At 63.9% G+C, this 19,240-nt stretch carries 18 protein-coding genes; 6 read left to right on the top strand and 12 right to left on the bottom strand.

Annotation, left to right across the window (positions count from 1 at the left end; all coding sequences use genetic code 11):
* Nucleotides 1–51 precede the first annotated feature (51 nt).
* Together MLB1_RS23105 and MLB1_RS23100 are read left to right on the top strand one after the other, a co-directional pair.
* The gene (locus tag MLB1_RS23105) at nt 52–1,368 is read left to right on the top strand and encodes a lipase family protein (protein ID WP_180752177.1); all 1,317 of its coding nucleotides are present in this window, start codon (nt 52–54) and stop codon (nt 1,366–1,368) included.
* A 335-nt stretch (nt 1,369–1,703) separates the two neighbouring features.
* A complete protein-coding gene (locus MLB1_RS23100; protein ID WP_180752176.1) occupies nt 1,704–3,020 on the top strand; it encodes a lipase family protein in 1,317 nt (438 codons plus the stop codon).
* A 7-nt stretch (nt 3,021–3,027) separates the two neighbouring features.
* Here MLB1_RS23100 and MLB1_RS23095 read toward each other — a convergent pair whose 3' ends face one another.
* Nucleotides 3,028–4,182, bottom strand: a complete 1,155-nt coding sequence (locus tag MLB1_RS23095) for a helix-turn-helix domain-containing protein (protein ID WP_180752175.1) — start codon at nt 4,180–4,182, stop codon at nt 3,028–3,030.
* A gap of 244 nt (nt 4,183–4,426) precedes the next feature.
* On the opposite strand from MLB1_RS23095, the gene MLB1_RS23090 reads away from it, so the two are divergent.
* From MLB1_RS23090 to MLB1_RS23080, 3 genes are all read left to right on the top strand, one after another.
* Nucleotides 4,427–5,068, top strand: a complete 642-nt coding sequence (locus MLB1_RS23090) for a methyltransferase domain-containing protein (protein ID WP_180752174.1) — start codon at nt 4,427–4,429, stop codon at nt 5,066–5,068.
* A 96-nt stretch (nt 5,069–5,164) separates the two neighbouring features.
* On the top strand, nt 5,165–5,995 hold the full coding sequence (locus tag MLB1_RS23085) for an SDR family oxidoreductase (RefSeq protein ID WP_180752173.1): 831 nt from the start codon (nt 5,165–5,167) through the stop codon (nt 5,993–5,995).
* 48 nt (nt 5,996–6,043) lie between these two features.
* Entirely contained in the window at nt 6,044–6,877 is an 834-nt protein-coding gene (locus MLB1_RS23080; protein WP_180752172.1) for an SDR family oxidoreductase, read from the top strand.
* Between the two features lie 6 nt (nt 6,878–6,883).
* Here the strand turns inward: MLB1_RS23080 and MLB1_RS23075 are convergent, their stop codons facing one another.
* From MLB1_RS23075 to MLB1_RS23055, 5 genes are all read right to left on the bottom strand, one after another.
* The gene (locus tag MLB1_RS23075) at nt 6,884–8,155 is read right to left on the bottom strand and encodes a serine hydrolase domain-containing protein (RefSeq protein WP_180752171.1); all 1,272 of its coding nucleotides are present in this window, start codon (nt 8,153–8,155) and stop codon (nt 6,884–6,886) included.
* Between the two features lie 138 nt (nt 8,156–8,293).
* Nucleotides 8,294–9,565 (bottom strand): serine hydrolase domain-containing protein, encoded by a 1,272-nt coding sequence (locus MLB1_RS23070; RefSeq protein WP_180752170.1) that lies wholly within the window; start codon nt 9,563–9,565, stop codon nt 8,294–8,296.
* A 91-nt stretch (nt 9,566–9,656) separates the two neighbouring features.
* Nucleotides 9,657–10,502 (bottom strand): glycine betaine ABC transporter substrate-binding protein, encoded by an 846-nt coding sequence (locus MLB1_RS23065; RefSeq protein WP_371750685.1) that lies wholly within the window; start codon nt 10,500–10,502, stop codon nt 9,657–9,659.
* A 27-nt stretch (nt 10,503–10,529) separates the two neighbouring features.
* Nucleotides 10,530–11,672, bottom strand: a complete 1,143-nt coding sequence (locus MLB1_RS23060; RefSeq protein ID WP_180752274.1) for an NADP-dependent malic enzyme — start codon at nt 11,670–11,672, stop codon at nt 10,530–10,532.
* 84 nt (nt 11,673–11,756) lie between these two features.
* Nucleotides 11,757–12,368, bottom strand: a complete 612-nt coding sequence (locus MLB1_RS23055; RefSeq protein WP_180752169.1) for a MarC family protein — start codon at nt 12,366–12,368, stop codon at nt 11,757–11,759.
* A 96-nt stretch (nt 12,369–12,464) separates the two neighbouring features.
* On the opposite strand from MLB1_RS23055, the gene corA reads away from it, so the two are divergent.
* Nucleotides 12,465–13,559 (top strand): magnesium/cobalt transporter CorA, encoded by a 1,095-nt coding sequence (gene corA / locus MLB1_RS23050; protein ID WP_180752168.1) that lies wholly within the window; start codon nt 12,465–12,467, stop codon nt 13,557–13,559.
* Between the two features lie 12 nt (nt 13,560–13,571).
* Here corA and MLB1_RS23045 read toward each other — a convergent pair whose 3' ends face one another.
* The 6 genes from MLB1_RS23045 to MLB1_RS23020 all read right to left on the bottom strand — a co-directional run bounded on the left by MLB1_RS23045 (nt 13,572) and on the right by MLB1_RS23020 (nt 19,232).
* A complete protein-coding gene (locus tag MLB1_RS23045) occupies nt 13,572–14,168 on the bottom strand; it encodes a suppressor of fused domain protein (RefSeq protein WP_180752167.1) in 597 nt (198 codons plus the stop codon).
* Nucleotides 14,165–15,349 (bottom strand): sn-glycerol-3-phosphate ABC transporter ATP-binding protein UgpC, encoded by a 1,185-nt coding sequence (locus MLB1_RS23040; RefSeq protein WP_180752166.1) that lies wholly within the window; start codon nt 15,347–15,349, stop codon nt 14,165–14,167. Before MLB1_RS23040 ends, MLB1_RS23045 begins: the two co-directional genes overlap by 4 nt.
* A 2-nt stretch (nt 15,350–15,351) precedes the next feature.
* On the bottom strand, nt 15,352–16,194 hold the full coding sequence (locus MLB1_RS23035) for a carbohydrate ABC transporter permease (protein WP_180752165.1): 843 nt from the start codon (nt 16,192–16,194) through the stop codon (nt 15,352–15,354).
* Nucleotides 16,191–17,102: a carbohydrate ABC transporter permease gene (locus tag MLB1_RS23030; RefSeq protein WP_180752164.1), complete on the bottom strand. Its 912-nt coding sequence runs from the start codon at nt 17,100–17,102 to the stop codon at nt 16,191–16,193. The genes MLB1_RS23035 and MLB1_RS23030 overlap by 4 nt, the downstream gene beginning before the upstream one ends.
* On the bottom strand, nt 17,099–18,514 hold the full coding sequence (locus MLB1_RS23025) for an extracellular solute-binding protein (protein ID WP_180752163.1): 1,416 nt from the start codon (nt 18,512–18,514) through the stop codon (nt 17,099–17,101). Before MLB1_RS23025 ends, MLB1_RS23030 begins: the two co-directional genes overlap by 4 nt.
* A 196-nt stretch (nt 18,515–18,710) precedes the next feature.
* The gene (locus tag MLB1_RS23020; RefSeq protein ID WP_180752162.1) at nt 18,711–19,232 is read right to left on the bottom strand and encodes a general stress protein; all 522 of its coding nucleotides are present in this window, start codon (nt 19,230–19,232) and stop codon (nt 18,711–18,713) included.
* Nucleotides 19,233–19,240: the final 8 nt, after the last annotated feature.

Raw genomic sequence — 19,240 nt, 5'->3', positions numbered from 1 at the left:
TTCATTACCGGACCCCTGCCTCGTTGCGCGCGTGTTCAATACGCTGCACCAATGACGGCCAAGCCCGCACCCGCAATCGAACCGATCACGCTACCGGTCGAGGAATGGCCACCGCTTAACGGCAAGCCCAGACCCTCGCCTGAGGATCCTTTCTACCTTCCTCCGCCCGGCTGGGAGAACACACTGCCAGGAACCGTACTGCGGCGCAGGAGAATTCGTATCGCCTTATTCGGCATAGTCCCCCTGCGCCTGCAGGCCTGGCACCTGCTCTACCGCACCACCGATCTCCACGGCGCACCCGAGACCACAGTGACAACATTGCTGGTGCCCCGCGATGCCCGCGAGACGTCACCGGTCCTGGCCTATCAGTGCGCCATCGATGCGGTGTCACCACGAGCCTTCCCCTCCTATGGGCTGCTTCCCCGAACATTCGGCCTCAACCAGACCCAGAACGAACTGGTGTTGATGGTGGCCGCACTCGCCCGAGGTTGGGTGGTTTCGGTTAGCGATCACGAAGGGCCACAAGGACTATGGATGGTGGCCAGGCAGCCCGGGTATCACGTCCTCGACGGCGTGCGCGCAACCTTGAACGCCGGCGGCGCGCATGGCATACCCCGGCTCCCGACCGATGCTCCCGTCGGATTCTGGGGGTACTCCGGAGGCGGGACAGCGAGCACCTGGGCTGCCGAGATGGCGCCCGTCTACGCCCCGGAACTCAATGTCGTCGGAGCGCTGCTTGGTGCTCCCGCGGCCCGGCCCGGCGCGCTCGTGCAGAAGCACAGTGGCAGATTCGCCTCCGGACTAATCCCACCGGTACTGGCCGCGATGACGCGGGCGCACCCGAGCACGCTCGAGTTCCTCGGTGGGCACCTGACCCTGCGGGGGCGTCAGATCATCGCCAAGGCAGCGGAGGTAAGTCTCGCGGAATCGGTCTTACGGTGGCCATTCAAGAACTTCGACACTCTCGTCGATCGGCCCATCGAAGAATTGATGAAGGCGCCCGAAATCGCCAGAGTCACCGAAGAAATGGAACTGGGGCAACGCGCACCCAGCGCGCCGGTCTACCTATATCACGCCATCCATGACCAGCTACTTCCGATCGCGGCCTCCGATCAGCTGGCGCAGGACTACATCGTGGGCGGCACGCATGTCACCTACCGCCGCGACCGGAGCACCGAACACATTCTGCTGGCCATACTCGGCGTCAACGACGCACTCGGCTGGTTGGCCGAGCGGTTAGCGGGTAAACCATTACCGCCGACATCGGATGTCCAGACGGTCCTCTCGACCTCCCTCACCCCCCGGGCGGTGTGGAGCCAGCTGCGATGGCAATGGGGCACGGTGAAGCTACTACTCGGCCGTCTGTAGCCGTCACACGGCGCCGCAATTCCCTCGATTCGAGAACTTAACCAAGAAATAGAATAAGATTTCTTTTTTTCTAGCCGTCGGCTGCTAACAACCCACTGGGCAGTGATGATCGCCGTCCCAATGGAATATCGAGTGCCCGAAGACTGACTTCGACCGTTTGCCTCATCGGTGACGAACTACAAGGTCCGATGAGCACCTTAGGGGGTAACCCCGATTCGACGACGATTCATTGGCATGAACCATTCTTGTTGAATACGCTGCGCGAATCCGCGGTTCTTACTATCGACGTCGCTCAATGATTCGGACGGGAAGACCACAACAAGGACAGGAGCCAGATGACAGCCGGCACTGCGCCCACGTCGACCCCGGCGGCTCCGCCGATCGAGGCCTGGCCGATGCAACTCGGCAGACCACTGCCGTCCCCAGACGACCCGTTCTTTCTCCCGCCGGACGGCTGGGAGAAGACCGCACCCGGAACACCCCTGCGACGCAGGCGGGTCCAGATCGGGTTATTCGGACTCATCCCCCTGAAACTGCACGCATGGCAGGTGCTCTACCGCAGCACCGATTTACACGAGGCTCCCGAGACGACCGTAACCACGGTGCTCGTCCCGAAGAATGCGACAGAGGCGGCGCCACTGCTTGCCTTCCAGAGCGCGATCGATGCCGTCACCCCTAAAAGATTCCCCTCCTACTACCTGCAGCACCGCACCTTCGGCATCAACCAGTCACAGAACGAGTTCCTGCTGGCAGTAGCCGCACTCCAACGAGGATGGATCGTCACCATCAGCGACCATGAGGGGCCAAAGGGTCTCTGGATGGCGCCCAAACAACCCGGCTACCACGTGCTGGACGCACTGCGCGCCACCATTGCCGCATCCGGCGAGGACGGCATTCCGCAACTGTCCACCCAAACACCGACAGCAGTGTGGGGTTATTCGGCCGGTGGCAACGCGACCGCCTGGGCCGCCGAACTCGCCGGCGAGTACGCGCCCGAACTCAACCTCGTGGGGGCACTGATCGGCGCGCCCGCCCCCCAACCCGGCCCCCTCATGCACCATCTCAGCGGCCAGTACTCTTCCGGGCTCATCATCATCGTGCTGGCGGCCATGATGCGGGTCAGCCCCTCCATCCAAGAGTTCCTGCAGAAGCACCTCACCAAGAGAGGCCGCCGGATGGTCGAGAAGGCCGAACGCCTTACCGTCATCCAGGCACTGCTGTACTGGCCATTTCTCAACTTCAACAAAATCTTCGACCGTCCCCTCGAAGAGGTGATGGACATGCCGGAGATCGCCGCCCTCACCGACGCGATGACGCTGGGGCTGCGCACCCCCACCGCGCCGATTTACCTCTACCACTCGATCCACGACGTACTCCTGCCGGTTTCCAGCACCGACCAACTTGCCGAGGACTACATCGCCGGCGGCGCACATGTCACCTACCGGCGCGACCGAGCCAGCGAGCGCGTCTTTTTGTTACTGTCCGGCGGTCATGATGCGCTCGGCTGGCTCGATGAACGTATGCGCGGCAAGACATTACCGGCACCACCCGATATCCGAACGGTGTTCTCGACGGCCCTCTCGCCCCGCGCTCTGATCATGTACGTCCGACAGCTTGTGGCGGTCGTGAAGCTCCTCGCCGGGCGGCTCTGAACCGGACTCAGTGAGCCTTCACGGCCAGTAGCGCGGCCGCGAGAATCCGCGCCGCCGACGGCTGGGCGGGATCCAAGCCGGTGAGTTCGGCGACCCGGCGCAGCCTGTAGTCGAGGGTATTGGGATGTACGTGCAGCGATTTAGCCGCAAGCTGCCGCCCGTGCTCGTATTGCAGGTACGCACTGAGAGCTTGCTGCAGGTGCGGGTGCGCCGTGAGCGGTAGGACCGTCGCGGCGAGCAGGTCACGGGCTCTGCCCGGGCGGGTGATCTGGTACTCAAGGAGTAGATCGGAGAGCCGGTACGTGCCCGGCACCCGACCGAGTCTCAGCGCGAGCAGCGCCAATTCGCGTGCCTCGGCCGCGGCGACGGCAATCTCGCCGGGATCGGCCACATCGGAGACCCCGAGCGTGACGGGCCCCCCGGCGACGTCGGAGAACAACGGCAGCAGCGATTCCACCTTGCCCACCGCAGGCAACAAGATGGTGCCACCGCGGCCGTCCAGGGAGGTGAGCACGGGCTCGCGTGCGTACTGATCGACGATGTCCTGCACGCGGTGGGCTCGACGCCGGGCCACCACCGTATTCCCCGCCGGCTCCGGCATGTACAGGAACAGCACGTTGTACGACAGCGCCAATGTCACACTCGCCCGCTCGGCCGCCTCCGCCCACGGGGTCCCCTTCACCAACGCATCGAATAAGTCACGCCGGGCTTCCGTTGTCGCACCGTAAAGACCTTGGCGCGCTTCGAGATACGCGGCGGTGACCGCGGGCACCATCAACTGCAGGTATCTCTGCAGCTGTACGCTGATCGCCAATACCTCACCGACCTCGTCGGGGGTTGCCAACTCCCGCAGTGTCTCTATGCCGACCCGCGCGGCAACGCTGTACGCGGCTAGGAGCGCTGGGAGCGGGATGTCCTCTTGCGCCCGTCGTGATGCCGCCAGGATCGGCCCTGCTAACTCGTCCTCAGTCGGTGGCCGCGACTCCAACAGGACCCGGACGAAAATCCGGAAGTTCTGCTTGGTGAATTCGGTGATCTCACCATCGAGAACCTCTCGTGGCAGCATCCCGTAGTACGGCACCTCGGCAGCGAAACAGTCCACCGTGCGGCGCACCGCCCCCGACAGCTGGCGCATGAACCGATCACTGAGCGACGCCGTCATACCAGCGGACCCCAACCTTCTCCCACTGCTTTGTGGAACACCTGTACCGCTCACAGATCGCATCCGCGAGACCACTGCGCACCCTACCGTCCGGCAAAGGAGTTTGGAGGTTTGCTCACAGGTTTATCCGCAGGACGAGACGGTGTTTGGGACCGGTCATAGCTCTCGCCGGTTGGGCTCGTATCTTTCACAAGATCCCGCCGAGTCGCGGACGTTCCCCTCGATCGCTCCTAGGTTCCAGAGCATGCCAACCACCGTTCAACGGCGTTCACTCAACGAACTGGTTACGCGGTACTGGACCGTGATGTCGCGGGTGTACAACTTTCCACTCGTGCAGCGCCATGTCTACAGCCCGGCCCAGGCCGATACGATCGAGCAATTACGTGCACACGGCGCCCAACGTATTGCCGATATCGCTTGTGGCACTGGGATACTGGCGTCACGCATCCAGGTCGAACTGCAATCAGACTCGGTCTTCGGCGTCGATATGTCCGACGGCATGCTCGCCAAGGCCAGGGCCCGGTCCACCAAGGTCCAGTGGAAGAAGGCGCCCGCAGAAGAACTCCCGTTCGAGGACGCCACTCTCGACGCCGTGGTGACCACATCGGCGTTCCATTTCTTCGACCAACCCGCCGCCCTCGCGGAGTTCCACCGCGTGCTGAGCCCGGGCGGTATGGCCTCAGTCGCGACAATCTGCCCGAAAGAGCGCCGGTGGATGCGGCGTGGAACCAGCGAGCGTGGCCCGGCACATTTCCCCACTGCCGACGAAATGCAGCAGGTGTTCGCGGGTGCCGGATTCGACGTCGTCCTGCACCGTCCGGTGGCGCGCCCCTTCACGCCTCCCCTGGTCCCGGTGGACTGGATCTGCGTGGGTCTCAAGACGTGACTGTCATCGGCCAGCTGCCCTGACAAGACCGCGGCACCATCGGCTACCCTCACTGATTGACATACGCCTCGCAACGTAAATCTTGAGGAGAGCTCAATGGAGGGCTTCAACGGGAAGGTCGCCGTCGTCACCGGCGCCGGTTCGGGTATCGGGCGGGCGCTAGCGGTGGAGCTGGCACGTTCCGGCGCCAAGGTCGCCATCAGCGATGTCGATACCGAGGGACTCGCCGAAACCGAACGCCAGATCAAGGCTCTGGGCGCCGAAGTCCGCGCCGACCGCATCAATGTCGTTGAACGCGAAGCCTTCCTGCTATACGCCGACTCCATCAAGGAGCACTTCGGCAAGGTCAACCAGATCTACAACAACGCCGGAATCGACTTCCACGGCGATGTCGAGGTCAGTCAGTTCAAGGACATCGAACGCATCGTCGACGTCGACTTCTGGGGCGTCGTCAACGGCACCAAAGCCTTCCTACCGCACTTGATCGCCTCCGGCGACGGCCACGTCATCAACGTCTCCAGCATCTTCGGCATCATGGCGGCCCCCGGCCAAAGCGCTTACAACGCCGCCAAATTCGCGGTCCGCGGCTTCACCGAAGCATTGCGCCAGGAAATGATCGTCGGCAAGAAGCCCGTCGCCGTCACCTGCGTACACCCCGGAGGGGTGAAGACCAACGTGGCCCGCAACGCGACCATGGCCGAGGGGTATGACCACGCGGAATTCGCCAAACTGTTTGATCGGGTGGCCCGGACCAGCCCGCAGGCGGCAGCTCGAATCATCATGACCGCCGTGCGCAAGAAAAAGCCGCGCGTACTCGTCGGGCCGGACGCCAAGGTGATCGACTTCCTGGTCCGGCTGACGGGCGCGCGCTACCAGGACGTTTTCCTCGTCGCCGAGCGGTTCCTGCTACCCAAGCGATCCAACTGACGCGCTAGTCTGACTATTTGACGCTCGTCTAATAACAAGGAGACACACATGGAAGGCTTCAGCGGCAAGGTCGCCGTGGTTACCGGCGCCGGCTCCGGCATTGGACGCGCCCTGGCCATCGAGCTGGCCCGTTCCGGCGCCAAGATTGCCATCAGCGATGTCGATACCGAGGGACTCGCCGAAACCGAACGCCAGGTCAAGGCGCTGGGCGCCGAAGTCCGCGCCGACCGCATCAATGTCGTTGAGCGCGAAGCCTTCCTGCTGTACGCCGATGCCATTAAGGCGCATTTCGGCAAGGTCAACCAGATCTACAACAACGCCGGTATCGCCTATCAGGGCGAGGTGGAGGAAAGCCAGTTCAAGGACATCGAGCGAATCATTGATGTCGACTTCTGGGGTGTGGTCAACGGCACCAAGGCCTTCCTACCGCACCTGATCGCCTCCGGCGACGGCCACGTCATCAATGTCTCCAGCCTCTTCGGCGTCCTCTCGATGCCCGGCCAAAGTGCTTACAACGCCGCCAAATTCGCGGTCCGCGGCTTCACCGAATCGCTGCGCCAGGAGATGATCATCGGCAAGAAGCCGGTGGCGGTCACCTGTGTGCACCCAGGCGGGATCAAGACCGCCATCGCACGCAACTCCACCGCCGCGGAGGGCTACGACGTCAAAGCCGGGGCCGCGCTGTTCGACAAGTACCTGGCGAACACCAGCCCCGAAGCGGCCGCACGCATCATTCTCACCGCCGTCCGCAAGAAGAAGCCCCGCGTGCTCGTCGGCCCCGATGCCAAGATCCTCGACGTGATTGTTCGAGTCACCGGAGCGCGCTACCAGGACATCTTCTCCCTGTTTACGCGCTACCTGCTGCCCAAGCCTACGAAGTAGCGCTGCTTACCGGGCCGCACGAATGATCGACGGCAAGAAGGTGCCGATGATGGCCTGGTCGAAGATCATCGTGCTGGGCAGCCGGTTGTGCACGATCGCAACGGAGATCTTCCGTTTCTGATCGGCCCAGCCGAAGGAACCGCCAGCCCCGATATGCCCGAAGCCGCCACCGATCACCGGGACCGCCAGGGAGTGATACCCGCGGTGCCAACCCATCGGTATGCCCAACGTGTGGTCAATCCGGTAGCTGTTCTTGCGTCCCAGCCCCTCGGTGATCTCCGGAGACAGCAGACGTGTCCCGTCGACACTGCCGTCACCGGCCAGCGCGGCGTAGAGCTTGGCCAGTGCCGGTGCGGCACAGCAGGCACTGGCCGCACCGCAGCGCATATCCATCGTCGGCGCACTCGCATGGCCGTCATCGGCCAGCAGCATCTCGGCACCCGGCATATATAGCGTGGACGCGGCACCCTTGCCTCCGGGCACCCGGTCCAGCACTCCCATGACAGGCGGCGCAGCGCGGCGAATGAAACCAGACCGCGCCACGCGATCCAAATGTGGTGTCAGCGCTGCCGGCTGCGAGGGCGCATGCTCCGGCGGCTTGCCGAAGTGGATTCCGTCGACCCCGAGCGGCTCGGCGAGCTCGGTGCGGTACAGCTCCTCCAGCTCCTTGCCGGTGACGGCCTTGGCCAGCCGTCCCATGAGCCAGCCAATCGACAGGGCGTGGTAGGCGGGCTTACCGAAGTATCTGTCCACCGGGGCCGCAGCAAGCCGGTCCGCCATCAGGTCGGGGTCGAACATCTCCTCGTAGCTGTTCGCGATACCCGTCAGCCGCGACAATCCCGCCGTGTGAGACAGGATTTCGTCGACGGTAATCGCGCCCTTGCCGTTGGCCGCGAACTCGGGCCAGTAGCGGGCGACCGGAGCGTGATACTCGAGCAGGCCGCGGTCCACGAGCCGGTGGATCATCGTCGCGGTGACACCCTTGGACGCCGAGAAGATGACCGGCGCGGTATCCCGCGTCCACTGCTCGCCCTTCTGCGCCTGACCGGCCCAGAGATCGAGAACCGGTTCGCCGTCCACGTACACACAGATGGCGCCACCCCCGACGCGGTATCGGGTGAAGGCCAGGGCGAAGACCCGCACCACCCCTCGAAACTCGGGGCGGGCCCAACCATTCACCCCCGGCGGCAGCTCTAGACCTCGTTCCAGAGGCGGGTAGGAAAATTGCGGGCGGTTGGGTTCGGCGGCAGCGTCATCGAGGCCGTGGGGTTGTGCCATAAGTAACAGTGAGTACCAGGTACTTGGCGTGAAGACAAGGGTGTCCGAACAGATGTCGGGACAGATACCTAATCGACGCTCACCGATTGAGGGCGCTTCACGACCTCGGCTATTGGTCTTCGCCCGAGCGGCTCATCCTCAGCCGACGGCCTTGATGATTTGTGGCCACAGGAACACGAACGCGATCTGATCCAGTGCCATGGTCGCCGGCAGGCGGTTGTGCGCGAATCCAACCGAGATCCTGCGCTTCGGGTCGGCCCAGCCCATCGAGCCACCGAGCCCGATATGGCCGAATCCACTCCGGAATCCGCTCATCGGCAACGACATATACCCCAGGTGCATTCCCATCGGGAACCCGATGGTGTGGTCGATACTCAGATTAGGTTCACGGGCAAGTCCGGCAACGGTTTCCGACGAGAGAAACTCACGCCCCTCGACGGTGCCGCCACCGGCGAGGGCCGCGTACATCTTGGCCAGGGCGGGCGCAGTGGCCACCGCGTTAGCGGCGGGCGCCTGCATGTCGTACAGCGCCGCGGTCAGGGTGCCGTCATCGGCGAGAATCCGCTCCATCCCTGGCTCGTACATCGTGCCGATGGCGCCTTCGAAACCAGGAAGGCGGTCGATGGCACGTATGACCGTCGGCAGCACCCGGCCGACGAGGGGCCTGCGCACCAGGGGGTCCAGGAAGGGGTACATCGACGCGGCCTTGGTCGGTGAGGTGCGCGGGGGGCGGCCGAGATGGATCCCATCGACCCCAAGCGGTTCGGCGATCTCGGTGCGGAACAGCTCGCGCATGTCCGTGCCGGTAACCGACCGCGCCAGGCCGGCGAGCAGCCACCCGAAGGTGAGTGCGTGATACGCGCGCTTGCCATAGAACTTGTCGACCGGTGCCGCGGCGAGGCGCTGCTCCATCAACTCATGATCGGCGACTTCCTCTGCGTGGTAAGCGATCCCCTCGAGGCGGGAGAGTCCAGCGCGGTGATCGAGCACCTGCCGCACAGTGATCGACGACTTGCCGTTGGCGCCGAACTCCGGCCAGTACCGCGCGACCGGAGCGTCATAGGTAAGCAGGCCGCGGTCGACCAGGCGGTGAATCACGGTGGCGGCAATGCCCTTCGAGGCAGAGAAGACGAGAGCACCGGTATCACGTGTCCAGCCCTGCCCGGAGGCGGCCGCACCCGCCCAGATGTCCAAGGCCGGTTCGCCGTCCACGTAGACGCTCAGACCGCCACCGCCGAGGCGGTACTTCGTGAACATCCACTCAAATGTCCGGACGACGGAGGCGAGCTCGGGCCGCGCCCAGCCCTCCACTCCGTTGGGCAGCCGCAATCCGGGCTGGTCACCCGGGTACAGCTCGTCGCTACGTGCAGGTGCAGTGGCCGCAACATTGGGGCCCAGTGGGATCGCCATAGTCAGATGTGAGTAGCACGTGTCAAATAGAGAGGTCAAGTCACGATCTGATCGCTGATGACGTTCTCGCAGGTCATGAGGCCCAGAGTGACTAGCGCACCAGAATCTGGTGGTCATTGAGCCAGGTGTCCACCACGCGGCCGGGGTCGCCTCCCCCGGAAACCTCCCGGGTCATCGCCGCCAGCTCTCCGGTGGTCAGCTCGCCCGCAACCTTGTTGAGCGACAACACCTGCGGCTCGGTCAGCTCATTACGCCGGTACAGCGGCACGACGCTGTTAGCAGGAAGCCAGTCCTTCTCGTCGTCGAGCAGCGTCACGCCGTCGACGGGCAGACTCGGGCTGGCGGTACTGGTCCAGGCCACCGCGATCTCACCACGTTTGAGCGCCGCGAAAAGTTCACCACCGTTGGCGAATTCGCGGGGCACGCCGGTCTCGCACGGCCCGATACGCGGCACCGGCACGGGCCCCCGGCCAACCTGCCCGCCGCGGGCCAGCTGATCGCAATGTCGAGCCAAGGCCACCAGGGTGGGCTTGGACGAGGCACTCACCGAGGCGGCTGCGACGGCCAGGGCGGGGCGATCCTCGGCGGTCCCGTAGTCGGCGGCGGCGACACCGGCGGGCAGCGCCGCGATCATGGCCGTATAGGTGGCCTCCACGTCCCCACTGGGTCGCTGCTGCGGCGCGAACTGACGCAACACCGCTCCGGTGAATCCGGGTGCGACACTCGCGATCCCAGTGTCCAGCTCCGCTACCGGATCAGCGCTCTCACGCACCTTGGTGTCGATACCAGTGGCCTTCACCACGGCCGCATAGATATGCGCAAGCACCCGGTACTGCGGATCATTTGTGGTGACCACCGTCAAATACGGTGCAGGGCCGCCGTTATCGGAGCATCCAACGCCGCCGGCCAGCACGGCCACTGCGACCAGCAGCCCCACAGCCCACGCGCGAAAAATCAAACGGGATCAGTCGCTCTCGTGCGCGACAGCCTGGACCGCCGCCGCAACGGCGGGACCAACCCGCGGATCCAGCGGACTGGGCACAATCTTGTTGCGCGCCAGGTCCGGTTCCACAACCGAGAAGATTGCTTCGGCCGCAGCCACTTTCATTCGCTCAGTGATCTTCGTAGCCTCGGCGTCCAGCGCCCCGCGGAACACGCCCGGGAAGGCGAGCACGTTGTTGATCTGGTTCGGGAAATCACTGCGCCCAGTCGCGACGATCGCGGCGTACTTGGCCGCGATATGCGGGTGAATCTCGGGGTCCGGGTTGGAGCACGCGAAGACGATGCTCTGGTCTGCCATGGTCGCGATAAGCGACTCATCGACCTTTCCGGCCGAAACACCCAGGAACACATCGGCTCCCGCGAGCGCCTCGGCGACACCTCCGGTCAACCCGCGCGGATTGGTGATCGCGGCCAGCTCGGTCTTGCTCTCATTGAGATCATCGCGACCGCTGTGCACGATCCCGCGCGAATCCAGCACCGTCACATCGGTAATGCCATCGGCCACCATGATTTTGGCGCACGCGACCCCGGCCGCACCCGCACCCGAAATCACCACCTTGAGCGACTTCTGGTCCCGGCCCAGTACCCGCGAGGCGCCCATGAGCGCGGCGAGCACCACGATCGCGGTGCCGTGTTGGTCGTCGTGCATCACCGGACAGTCCAGCGCCTCGATCACTCGGCGCTCAATTTCGAAACAGCGCGGGGCAGAGATGTCCTCGAGATTGACCGCACCGAACGTCGGGCGCAGGCGGATCAGCGTCTCGACAATCTCGTCGGGATCCTTGGTGTCGAGCACAATTGGGATGGAGTTGAGCCCGGCGAAGGTCTTGAACAGGGCACTCTTGCCCTCCATGACAGGCAGCGAAGCCGACGGACCGATATCTCCGAGCCCGAGCACCGCACTACCGTCGCTGACCACGGCGACCAGGCGATGCGCCCAGGTGTACTTCTTAGCCAGGCTGGGGTCGGCGGCGATGGCCCGCGATACCTGCGCAACACCGGGGGTGTAGGCGATAGAGAGCGCGCGCTGAGTGTCCAGCGGCGACCTGAGCTCTACCGAGAGCTTTCCATCGATATGTGCTTCGAAAATCTCTTCATCGGTCACGACAACATCGGAGGCGGTCACAGCGTGAGACTACTGGCCGACCCGGAGGTCACACGTGGCGACTCTGGATCTGTGAGCCGCGTGTTACGCGCCCGCCACGAAACCGCGCACCGACTCGGCGATCATCTGTACCGCAATGGCGGCCAGTAGCAGACCCGCCACGCGGGCCAACAGCATGATTCCGCCCTCCCGAAGCACCCTGATCAGCACCGTCGAGAACCGCAGCGTCAGGTACAGCACCAGGTGCACACACAGGATCGCGGCACCGATAGCCAGATACGTACCCACCCGTCCCTCGGCTTGACGGACCGCAATGATGGTCGCCGCGATGGCCCCGGGCCCCGCCATCAGCGGGGTGCCCAGTGGCACCAGCGCAACGTTGACTCCATTGTCGGCGTCCTGACTCGTCGCCCCGCCCATCAACAACGACAGGCCGGTGATGAGCAGCAGCAGGCCACCGGCGCCCTGCAGGGCGGGGACACCGATATGCAGATAGCCCAGGATCGCTTGGCCGCCGATCGCGAACATCGAGATGACGGTCAACGAGACCGCCGGAGCCTGCCAGGCGGCCCGATGCCGCTCGGTGGCGGGCAGACGGCCTGTCAGCGACAGGAAGACCGGTACCGTACCCGGGGGATCCATGATGACCACCAGAGTGATGAATACCGAGGTGAACACCGCGACGTCGAAGATCACGATCTCAGTGTCCCAGGCCAACCTTAAGGTGCGCGGGTTACCATCGCGCAGAACGGTTCCGCAGAAGGATTGGTTCGCGAGCAGGGAGCCCACATCATGGCGCGATTTCCGTCGGTCAATCCGTCGTCGTTGCGTTCACCTATCCGCGGCCGCGAACCACTGACGGACGCCAAACGCATCCCGGTTCCCCTCGCGCGTGCCATCGTCGATTGCGGCGTCTACGTCGACGGGGTACGCCTGCCCGGGAAGTACACCCCGACGGCCGCGCTGGAGAAGGTGCGTTCACTGGATCGTGGGTTCGTCTGGGTCGGTCTGCACGAACCCGACGAACATCAGATGGAAGCCGTCGCGGGCCCGTTCGGTTTGCACCGACTGGCCGTCGAAGATGCCGTGCATGCGCACAACCGTCCCAAGCTGGAGCGGTACGACGACACCCTGTTCCTGGTCCTTAAGACTGTCAACTACGTTGAGCACGAATCAATTTCAACCGCACGCGAGATCGTGGAGACCGGCGAGATCATGATCTTCGTCGGCGGCGACTTCGTAGTGACGGTGCGCCACGGCGACCACAGCGGCCTGGCGAAAGTGCGCGCCCAGATGGACGCCGACCCCGACCACATGCGGCTTGGCCCATACGCCGTCATGCACGCCATCGCCGACCGAGTCGTCGACTCCTACCTCGAGGTCTCCGATCTGGTGGAAGACGATATCGATTCCATGGAGGAGAACGTGTTTTCTCCGCGATCGGCGACCGATATCGAACACATCTACATGCTCAAGCGTGAGGTAGTCGAGCTGCGCCGGGCGATCAGCCCGCTGTCGGTCGCGCTAAGCAAGCTCACACAGGATCACAACGACCTGATCACCAAGGAAGTTCGCCGCTACCTGCGTGACGTGCTGGATCACCAGACCCATGCCGCCGACCAGATCTCGAGCTACGACGAGATGCTCACCTCCTTGGTGAACGCCGCAGTCGGCAAGGTGGCGATGCAGCAGAACACCGATATGCGCAAGATCAGCGCCTGGGTCGCCATCGTGTCCGTCCCCACCATGATCGCCGGGATCTACGGCATGAACTTCGATTTCATGCCCGAGCTGCATCAGCCCTGGGGTTACCCGGTGGTGTTGTTGGTCATGGTGAGCGCCTGCACGTTCGTGTACCGAACTCTGCGCCGCAACCGCTGGCTGTGACCGCGGCGTCGGCTAGGACGGCTGCGCGTGGGCGCGTGACGGATCCATCACGTCGATATGGGCCTGCCGCCACGTATCCCGGAGCGCATCGGCTCCCTTGAGTCGCACCCAGGCGGCCTCATTGGCCGTGATGGGAACCGCCGCGACGAACCGTACGGGCGAGAGTGGTTCGGGCAGGGAAAGATCCGGGACGTCGCTGAGCTGCAGGAGCACGGCGGTGTACGCCTGCCCATCCCATAACGGCTGACCAAGATCGACGAGCGCATCCTCGGCCAGCACCAACCCCTCCACCGCGGGCGACGCGGCCAGCACCGCGAGTGACCGGACCAGACCGGGAAATACACTGCCTCTCAGGCTGATCAGCACCTCAGCACGCGGACCCAGCTCATCGGAGACCAGCATCTCCCCCGGGTCTTTCATGGGATGCCGCGCGGCTCCCGCAGAGACGAAATGCGTCACCCCGGCATCGTCGGGGCCATAGCGCAGCAGTTCATAGGGTTCGGACCCCAGGAAGGTGACGGAGGCCGAATCCGGCTCCCCCGCGCCAAGACCCGCAAAATAACCGGCCAGGTGCGCCCGCACGGTGCGGACTATCTCGTCGGAATTCACTCGCTGTCGGCGACGAGGGAAAGGTTCTCCCCCGACTCCGCATCGAAGATCACCAGCTTGCCGGTATCGATGATCAGCTCGATGGACTGTCCCTCCACGACCTTCGATGCCGCGGAGAGCCTTGCCACGAATTCGTTCTCGCCGACCTCGGACTCCTCAGCCAGCTCGATGAGTTCGGCGGACGTGGCGGCCCCACCCTCGGTGGTGAAATGCACGTACTTGTCCGAGCCCAGTGACTCCACCACATCGGCGTTGACCGTCAGCGTCAACCCGGTGATCCGCTTGTAGGTATCGACCAACGTGGCGTCTTCGAACTGCTCGGGCCGGATACCCACGATCACATCCCCTCCCAGGGACCCGGCCTTCTTGGCAGCAATATTCGCGTACACCTGGGCATCCAGAGTCACCTCGCCAAAAGGCAGCTGCACACCGACATCGGTGAGCGTCGCGGGGAAGAAATTCATGGCCGGCGATCCGATGAAGCCGGCCACAAACAGGTTGGCCGGGGTGTCGTACAGCTCCTGGGGCGCACCAACCTGCTGCACCTTTCCGGCGCGCAGCACCACCACCCGGTCCCCAAGCGTCATCGCCTCGGTCTGGTCATGCGTGACGTAGACGGTGGTGGTGCCCAACCGTTTTTGCAGACGCGCGATCTCGGTGCGCATCTGCACCCGCAGCTTGGCGTCGAGGTTTGACAACGGCTCGTCCATCAAAAATGCCTTGGGACTGCGGACGATCGCGCGGCCCATCGCCACCCGCTGCCGCTGTCCACCGGAGAGGTTGGCGGGCTTGCGATCCAGATAATCGGTCAGATCCAGAATCTTCGCGGCCTCGTCGACCTTGGCTTTGATATCGGCCTTGCTCATCTTGGTCAGGGTGAGCGGAAATGCGATGTTCTGGCGCACCGTCATATGTGGATACAACGCATACGATTGGAACACCATCGCGATATCGCGGTCCTTGGGCGCCTTCTCGTTCACCCGCTCGCCGGCGATCGTGAGCTCGCCCGAGGAGATGTCCTCAAGTCCGGCAATCATGTTCAGCGTCGTCGACTTACCGCAGCCGGACGGCCCGACAAGAATGATGAACTCGCCGTCGGCGATGCTCAGCGTGACATCCTGCACCGCCGGGGAACCGTCCGCGTACGTCTTGGACACCTGGTCGAGCACAATCTCAGCCATTGCTAACCCTTCACCGCACCGGAGGTCAATCCGGCGACGATCCGTCGTTGGAATATCAGCACGAAGATGATGATCGGCACCGTGATCACGATGGCGCCCGCCGCAATCGACCCGGTCGGCTCCTCGAATTGCGAACTGCCGGTGAAGTTCGCGATGGCCACTGGAGCGGTGATGGACCGGTCCGTGGCCGTCAGCGAGATCGCCAGCAACAGGTCGTTCCACGCAAAGATGAACACCAGGATCGCGGACGTGACGATGCCGGGGGTGGCTAACGGAGCGATCACCTTCCAGAACGCCTGGGCCGGTGTGGCGCCATCCATCTTGGCGGCTTTCTCCAATTCCCAAGGGATCTCACGGAAGAACGCCGACAGCGTATAGATCGCCAGAGGTAGCGCGAAGGTGATGTAAGGGATGATCAAACCCGGCCAGGTGTCGAACAGACCGACGGAGCGCTCGATATTGAAAATTGGTGTCACCAGCGAGATTTGCGGGAACATCGCGATGAGCAGGGCAGCACCGACGAGTGCCTTTTTCCCGGGGAAGTCCAGCCGTGCCACCGCATAGGCCGCCATGGTGCCCACACTGACGGCGATCACCGTCGCGATGAGCCCGATACCGATGGAGTTCACCAGCGCCGAGGTGAAGACGTTGCCGCTGAAAATGCCGCGATAGTTGTCGAAGGTCACCGGCCATGGAAAGAACTTGCCGTCCTTGACCGTCGAGGTGGGCTTGAGCGAGAGGCTCAGCACCCACAGCACCGGCACCAACGCGTAACACAGCACCAGCACATCGGCGATCAACCACCCCGACAACTGCCGAGCCCGGCGCGGGTCGTGCACAGTCATCGTCCGTCCTCACCGTCCGCGGTGGGCGCCGAGGCGCCGAAACCCTTGATGAAGATGAACGCGATGACGGCCACACACAGGAAGATCAGGACACTGATCGCCGATCCGAGCCCGACATTGAACGCCTTGAACAGATTGTCGTACCCCAGAATCGACACCGATCCCGTGTTGTTGCTACCCCCGGTGAGCACGTAGATGTTGTCGAATATCCGGAACGCATCCAAGGTACGGAACAGCAGTGCAACGAGAATCGCGGGCTTCATGATCGGGATGGTGATGCGGATCAGCCTGCTCCAGCCGTTGGCGCCGTCGACCTGAGCGGCCTTCAACAAATCGTCGGGTACCAACGCCAGCCCTGCCAACAACAGCAGCGCCATGAACGGTGTGGTCTTCCACACCTCGGCCAAGATCACCACCGCAAGCGACGGAATCTGTTGTGTCAGTGGCGCGCTGCCCGAGGGAAGGAGATTTGCCAGGTATCCGGTGCCCGGAGTCCAGGCGTAGTACCAGCTGTATGACGCTGCCACGGTGACGATCCCATACGGGATCAGAACCGCGGTGCGCACGATCCCCTTACCGAAGATGGTCCGGTGCATCACCAGCGCAAGCACCATCCCGAGCGTGAGCTCGATGACCACGGAAATCACTGTGATGACAAGTGTCACGACCAAGGCGCTCCACCAGTACCTGTCCGACAACACCGTGACGTAGTTGTCGAACCATACGAACTTGCGATCCTGGGGGCTGGCGAAGTTGTACTTCTGCAGGCTCAGCCACACGGCGTAGCAGATGGGATATGCGGTGACCGCGATCATCAGGATCGCAGCCGGCGCGATGAGCAGCAGTCCGAGCCGGCGCTCGGCCTTCTTGCCCTCGGAGCGGGACAGCTGGGTCGACGCCTGAGTCATGGAATCAGCCCCCGCCCGTCGACGGCCTTCTGCACCTGATCGGTCAATAGGTCGGCGGTGCGCTCGGGGTCGATCGCGGTGATCGGCGCCAGTGCCGCCGAGACCCTGGTCGAGATCGCTTGGTAATAAGGCGAGGCCGGACGGACCGCCGCGGTGGCGAGCTGCTCGCGAATGATCGCGTACGCGGGGTACTTGGCCTGGAACTCGGGATCGTCGTAGAGAGAGGAGTCCACCGCGGGCAATCCGCCTTCGATGGCCGTCGCCTTCTGGTTCTCCCGGCTGCGCAAGCAGTTCAGCGCCTCGAAGGCTTGCGCCTTGTACCGCGTTGTCCTAGCGACCGCGATATTCAGTCCGCCGATGGTGACCCTGGCGGGCCGATCGGCGAACACCGCCGGATAGGGGGCGAAACCGAGTGCCGCATTGGTCGCCTCGTATGCGGCGGTGAACTGCTCATCACTTGGCGCGAATCGGCCCGCATCGCCGATCGCGCCGGTCAGATCCGGGCGCCTGTCCAGACGCAGGAACGGCACCCCGCCCTTGATGGCGTTCTCCATCATGCTGGCCATCACGAACGGCCAATTGACCTCGAAAGCGGCCTTACCTTGTTCCAATGCCAAACGCGCTGTGCCCTCATCGGTCTGGGTGATCGATGGGTCCGCACCGTCGGCAGTCGCGATCGATTTGATAATCCGCAACGCAGTGACGGTGGCGGTGCGATGCTCGGGGGTATCGGTCAGAGTGACCGTCTTACCGTCATCGCCCAAAACGGAGCCGCCTGCACTGGTCAGCAGTGTGTTGAACAAAACTACCAGGCCTTCGTACTGCTTACCCTGCAGCGCAATCCAACTCGGTCCGCCCGATCGTGCGAGGCTCTCCGCCTCCTGCACCGTCTGATCCCATGTCGTCGGCGGCTCGGGTACCAGATCCTTGCGGTACCAAAGCAATTGAGTGTTGGTGCTCAACGGGGCGGCGTACAGCCTGTCTTTCCACCGAGCACTCTCGAGTGGGCCCGCGAGCGTATCGCGCTGGGCATTCTCCTCGGTCACGCCCGCCGGGTCAGCGGAAAGCGGCAGTGCCCAACCTGCTTCGGCGAACTCGGCGGTCCAGACCACGTCCATGCCCATGAGGTCCAGCGTGCGATCGTTACCGGTCAGCCGGCGGGCAAGCTGCAACCGTTGCTCGTCTGCCCGCTTCGGGAGGCTGACCTGCCGGATGGTGAACCGGCCACCGAGTTGCGCATTGCATCGCTGCGCGGCGGCCGTGAAGGTTCCGGCCTCACTGGCCGGCGTGTAGAAGCGGATGACGATGTCATCGTCGGAGCGGGCACATCCCGTCAGCGAGGCCAGCGTCAGGCAGGTGACGCCCAGCGCCACACCCTTCCGTCGGAACCATCCGGCCGACGACTCCAGCACGACCGCCTCCTGGTCCGTTGACGCGTCTCGGCACCTCCGTGTGCCCGCACGGCGGGCACACCCGTCCCGCGCGGCAACCGTAGAGCTAAAACCAGGTGACATGCAACATGTTCGGCGCGAGTCCCACTCGCCGACCGATTCCCGAGCCACTGGTAACACCGCAGGCCAGCGCCGCACGGCGCCGCGCAGGTGCCGACTAGATAGCTAGCTTGGCCAACATATCGCGCGCGGCCTCGGCCTGACCCGGTTCACACAACACGTCATACCGCCCCGCAACAAGCTGCATGGTCGATGCGAAATCCCTTGTGCCTCTTGTCATCGCATACGGCACGGCGGCGGTGACCAATCCGAACACCAACCCGACAGTGAGTCCCACGATGAGCGAGCCCGCCAGATTTGTGCTGAACAGCCCCAGCACCAGGCCGATGAACAAGCCCAGCCACGCCCCGCTGACCATGCCGCCGCCAAGCACCTTGGGCCAGGACAAACGACCGGTCACCCGCTCGACCTGCATCAGATTCACTCCGACGATCGTGACGTTCTCGACAGGGAATTGCTGGTCCGACAGGTAGTCAACGGCGCGCTGGGCCTCGGCGTATGTCGGGTACGAACCGATGGGCCAGCCTTGCGGCGGTGTCGGCAAAGACAGTGGGGAGGCCAACGGGGAACGCTGTGACGACGAGCGGGGTGGTTGGCCGGGTGTGAGTGGTTGTCCCACGAGTTCGG

It is taken from the genome of Mycobacteroides sp. LB1 (assembly GCF_013449725.1).
In the GTDB taxonomy this organism is placed as follows: domain Bacteria; phylum Actinomycetota; class Actinomycetes; order Mycobacteriales; family Mycobacteriaceae; genus Mycobacterium.
The sequence above is the reverse complement of the archived record's forward strand: the minus strand, read 5'-3'. Positions and strand labels throughout refer to the sequence as shown.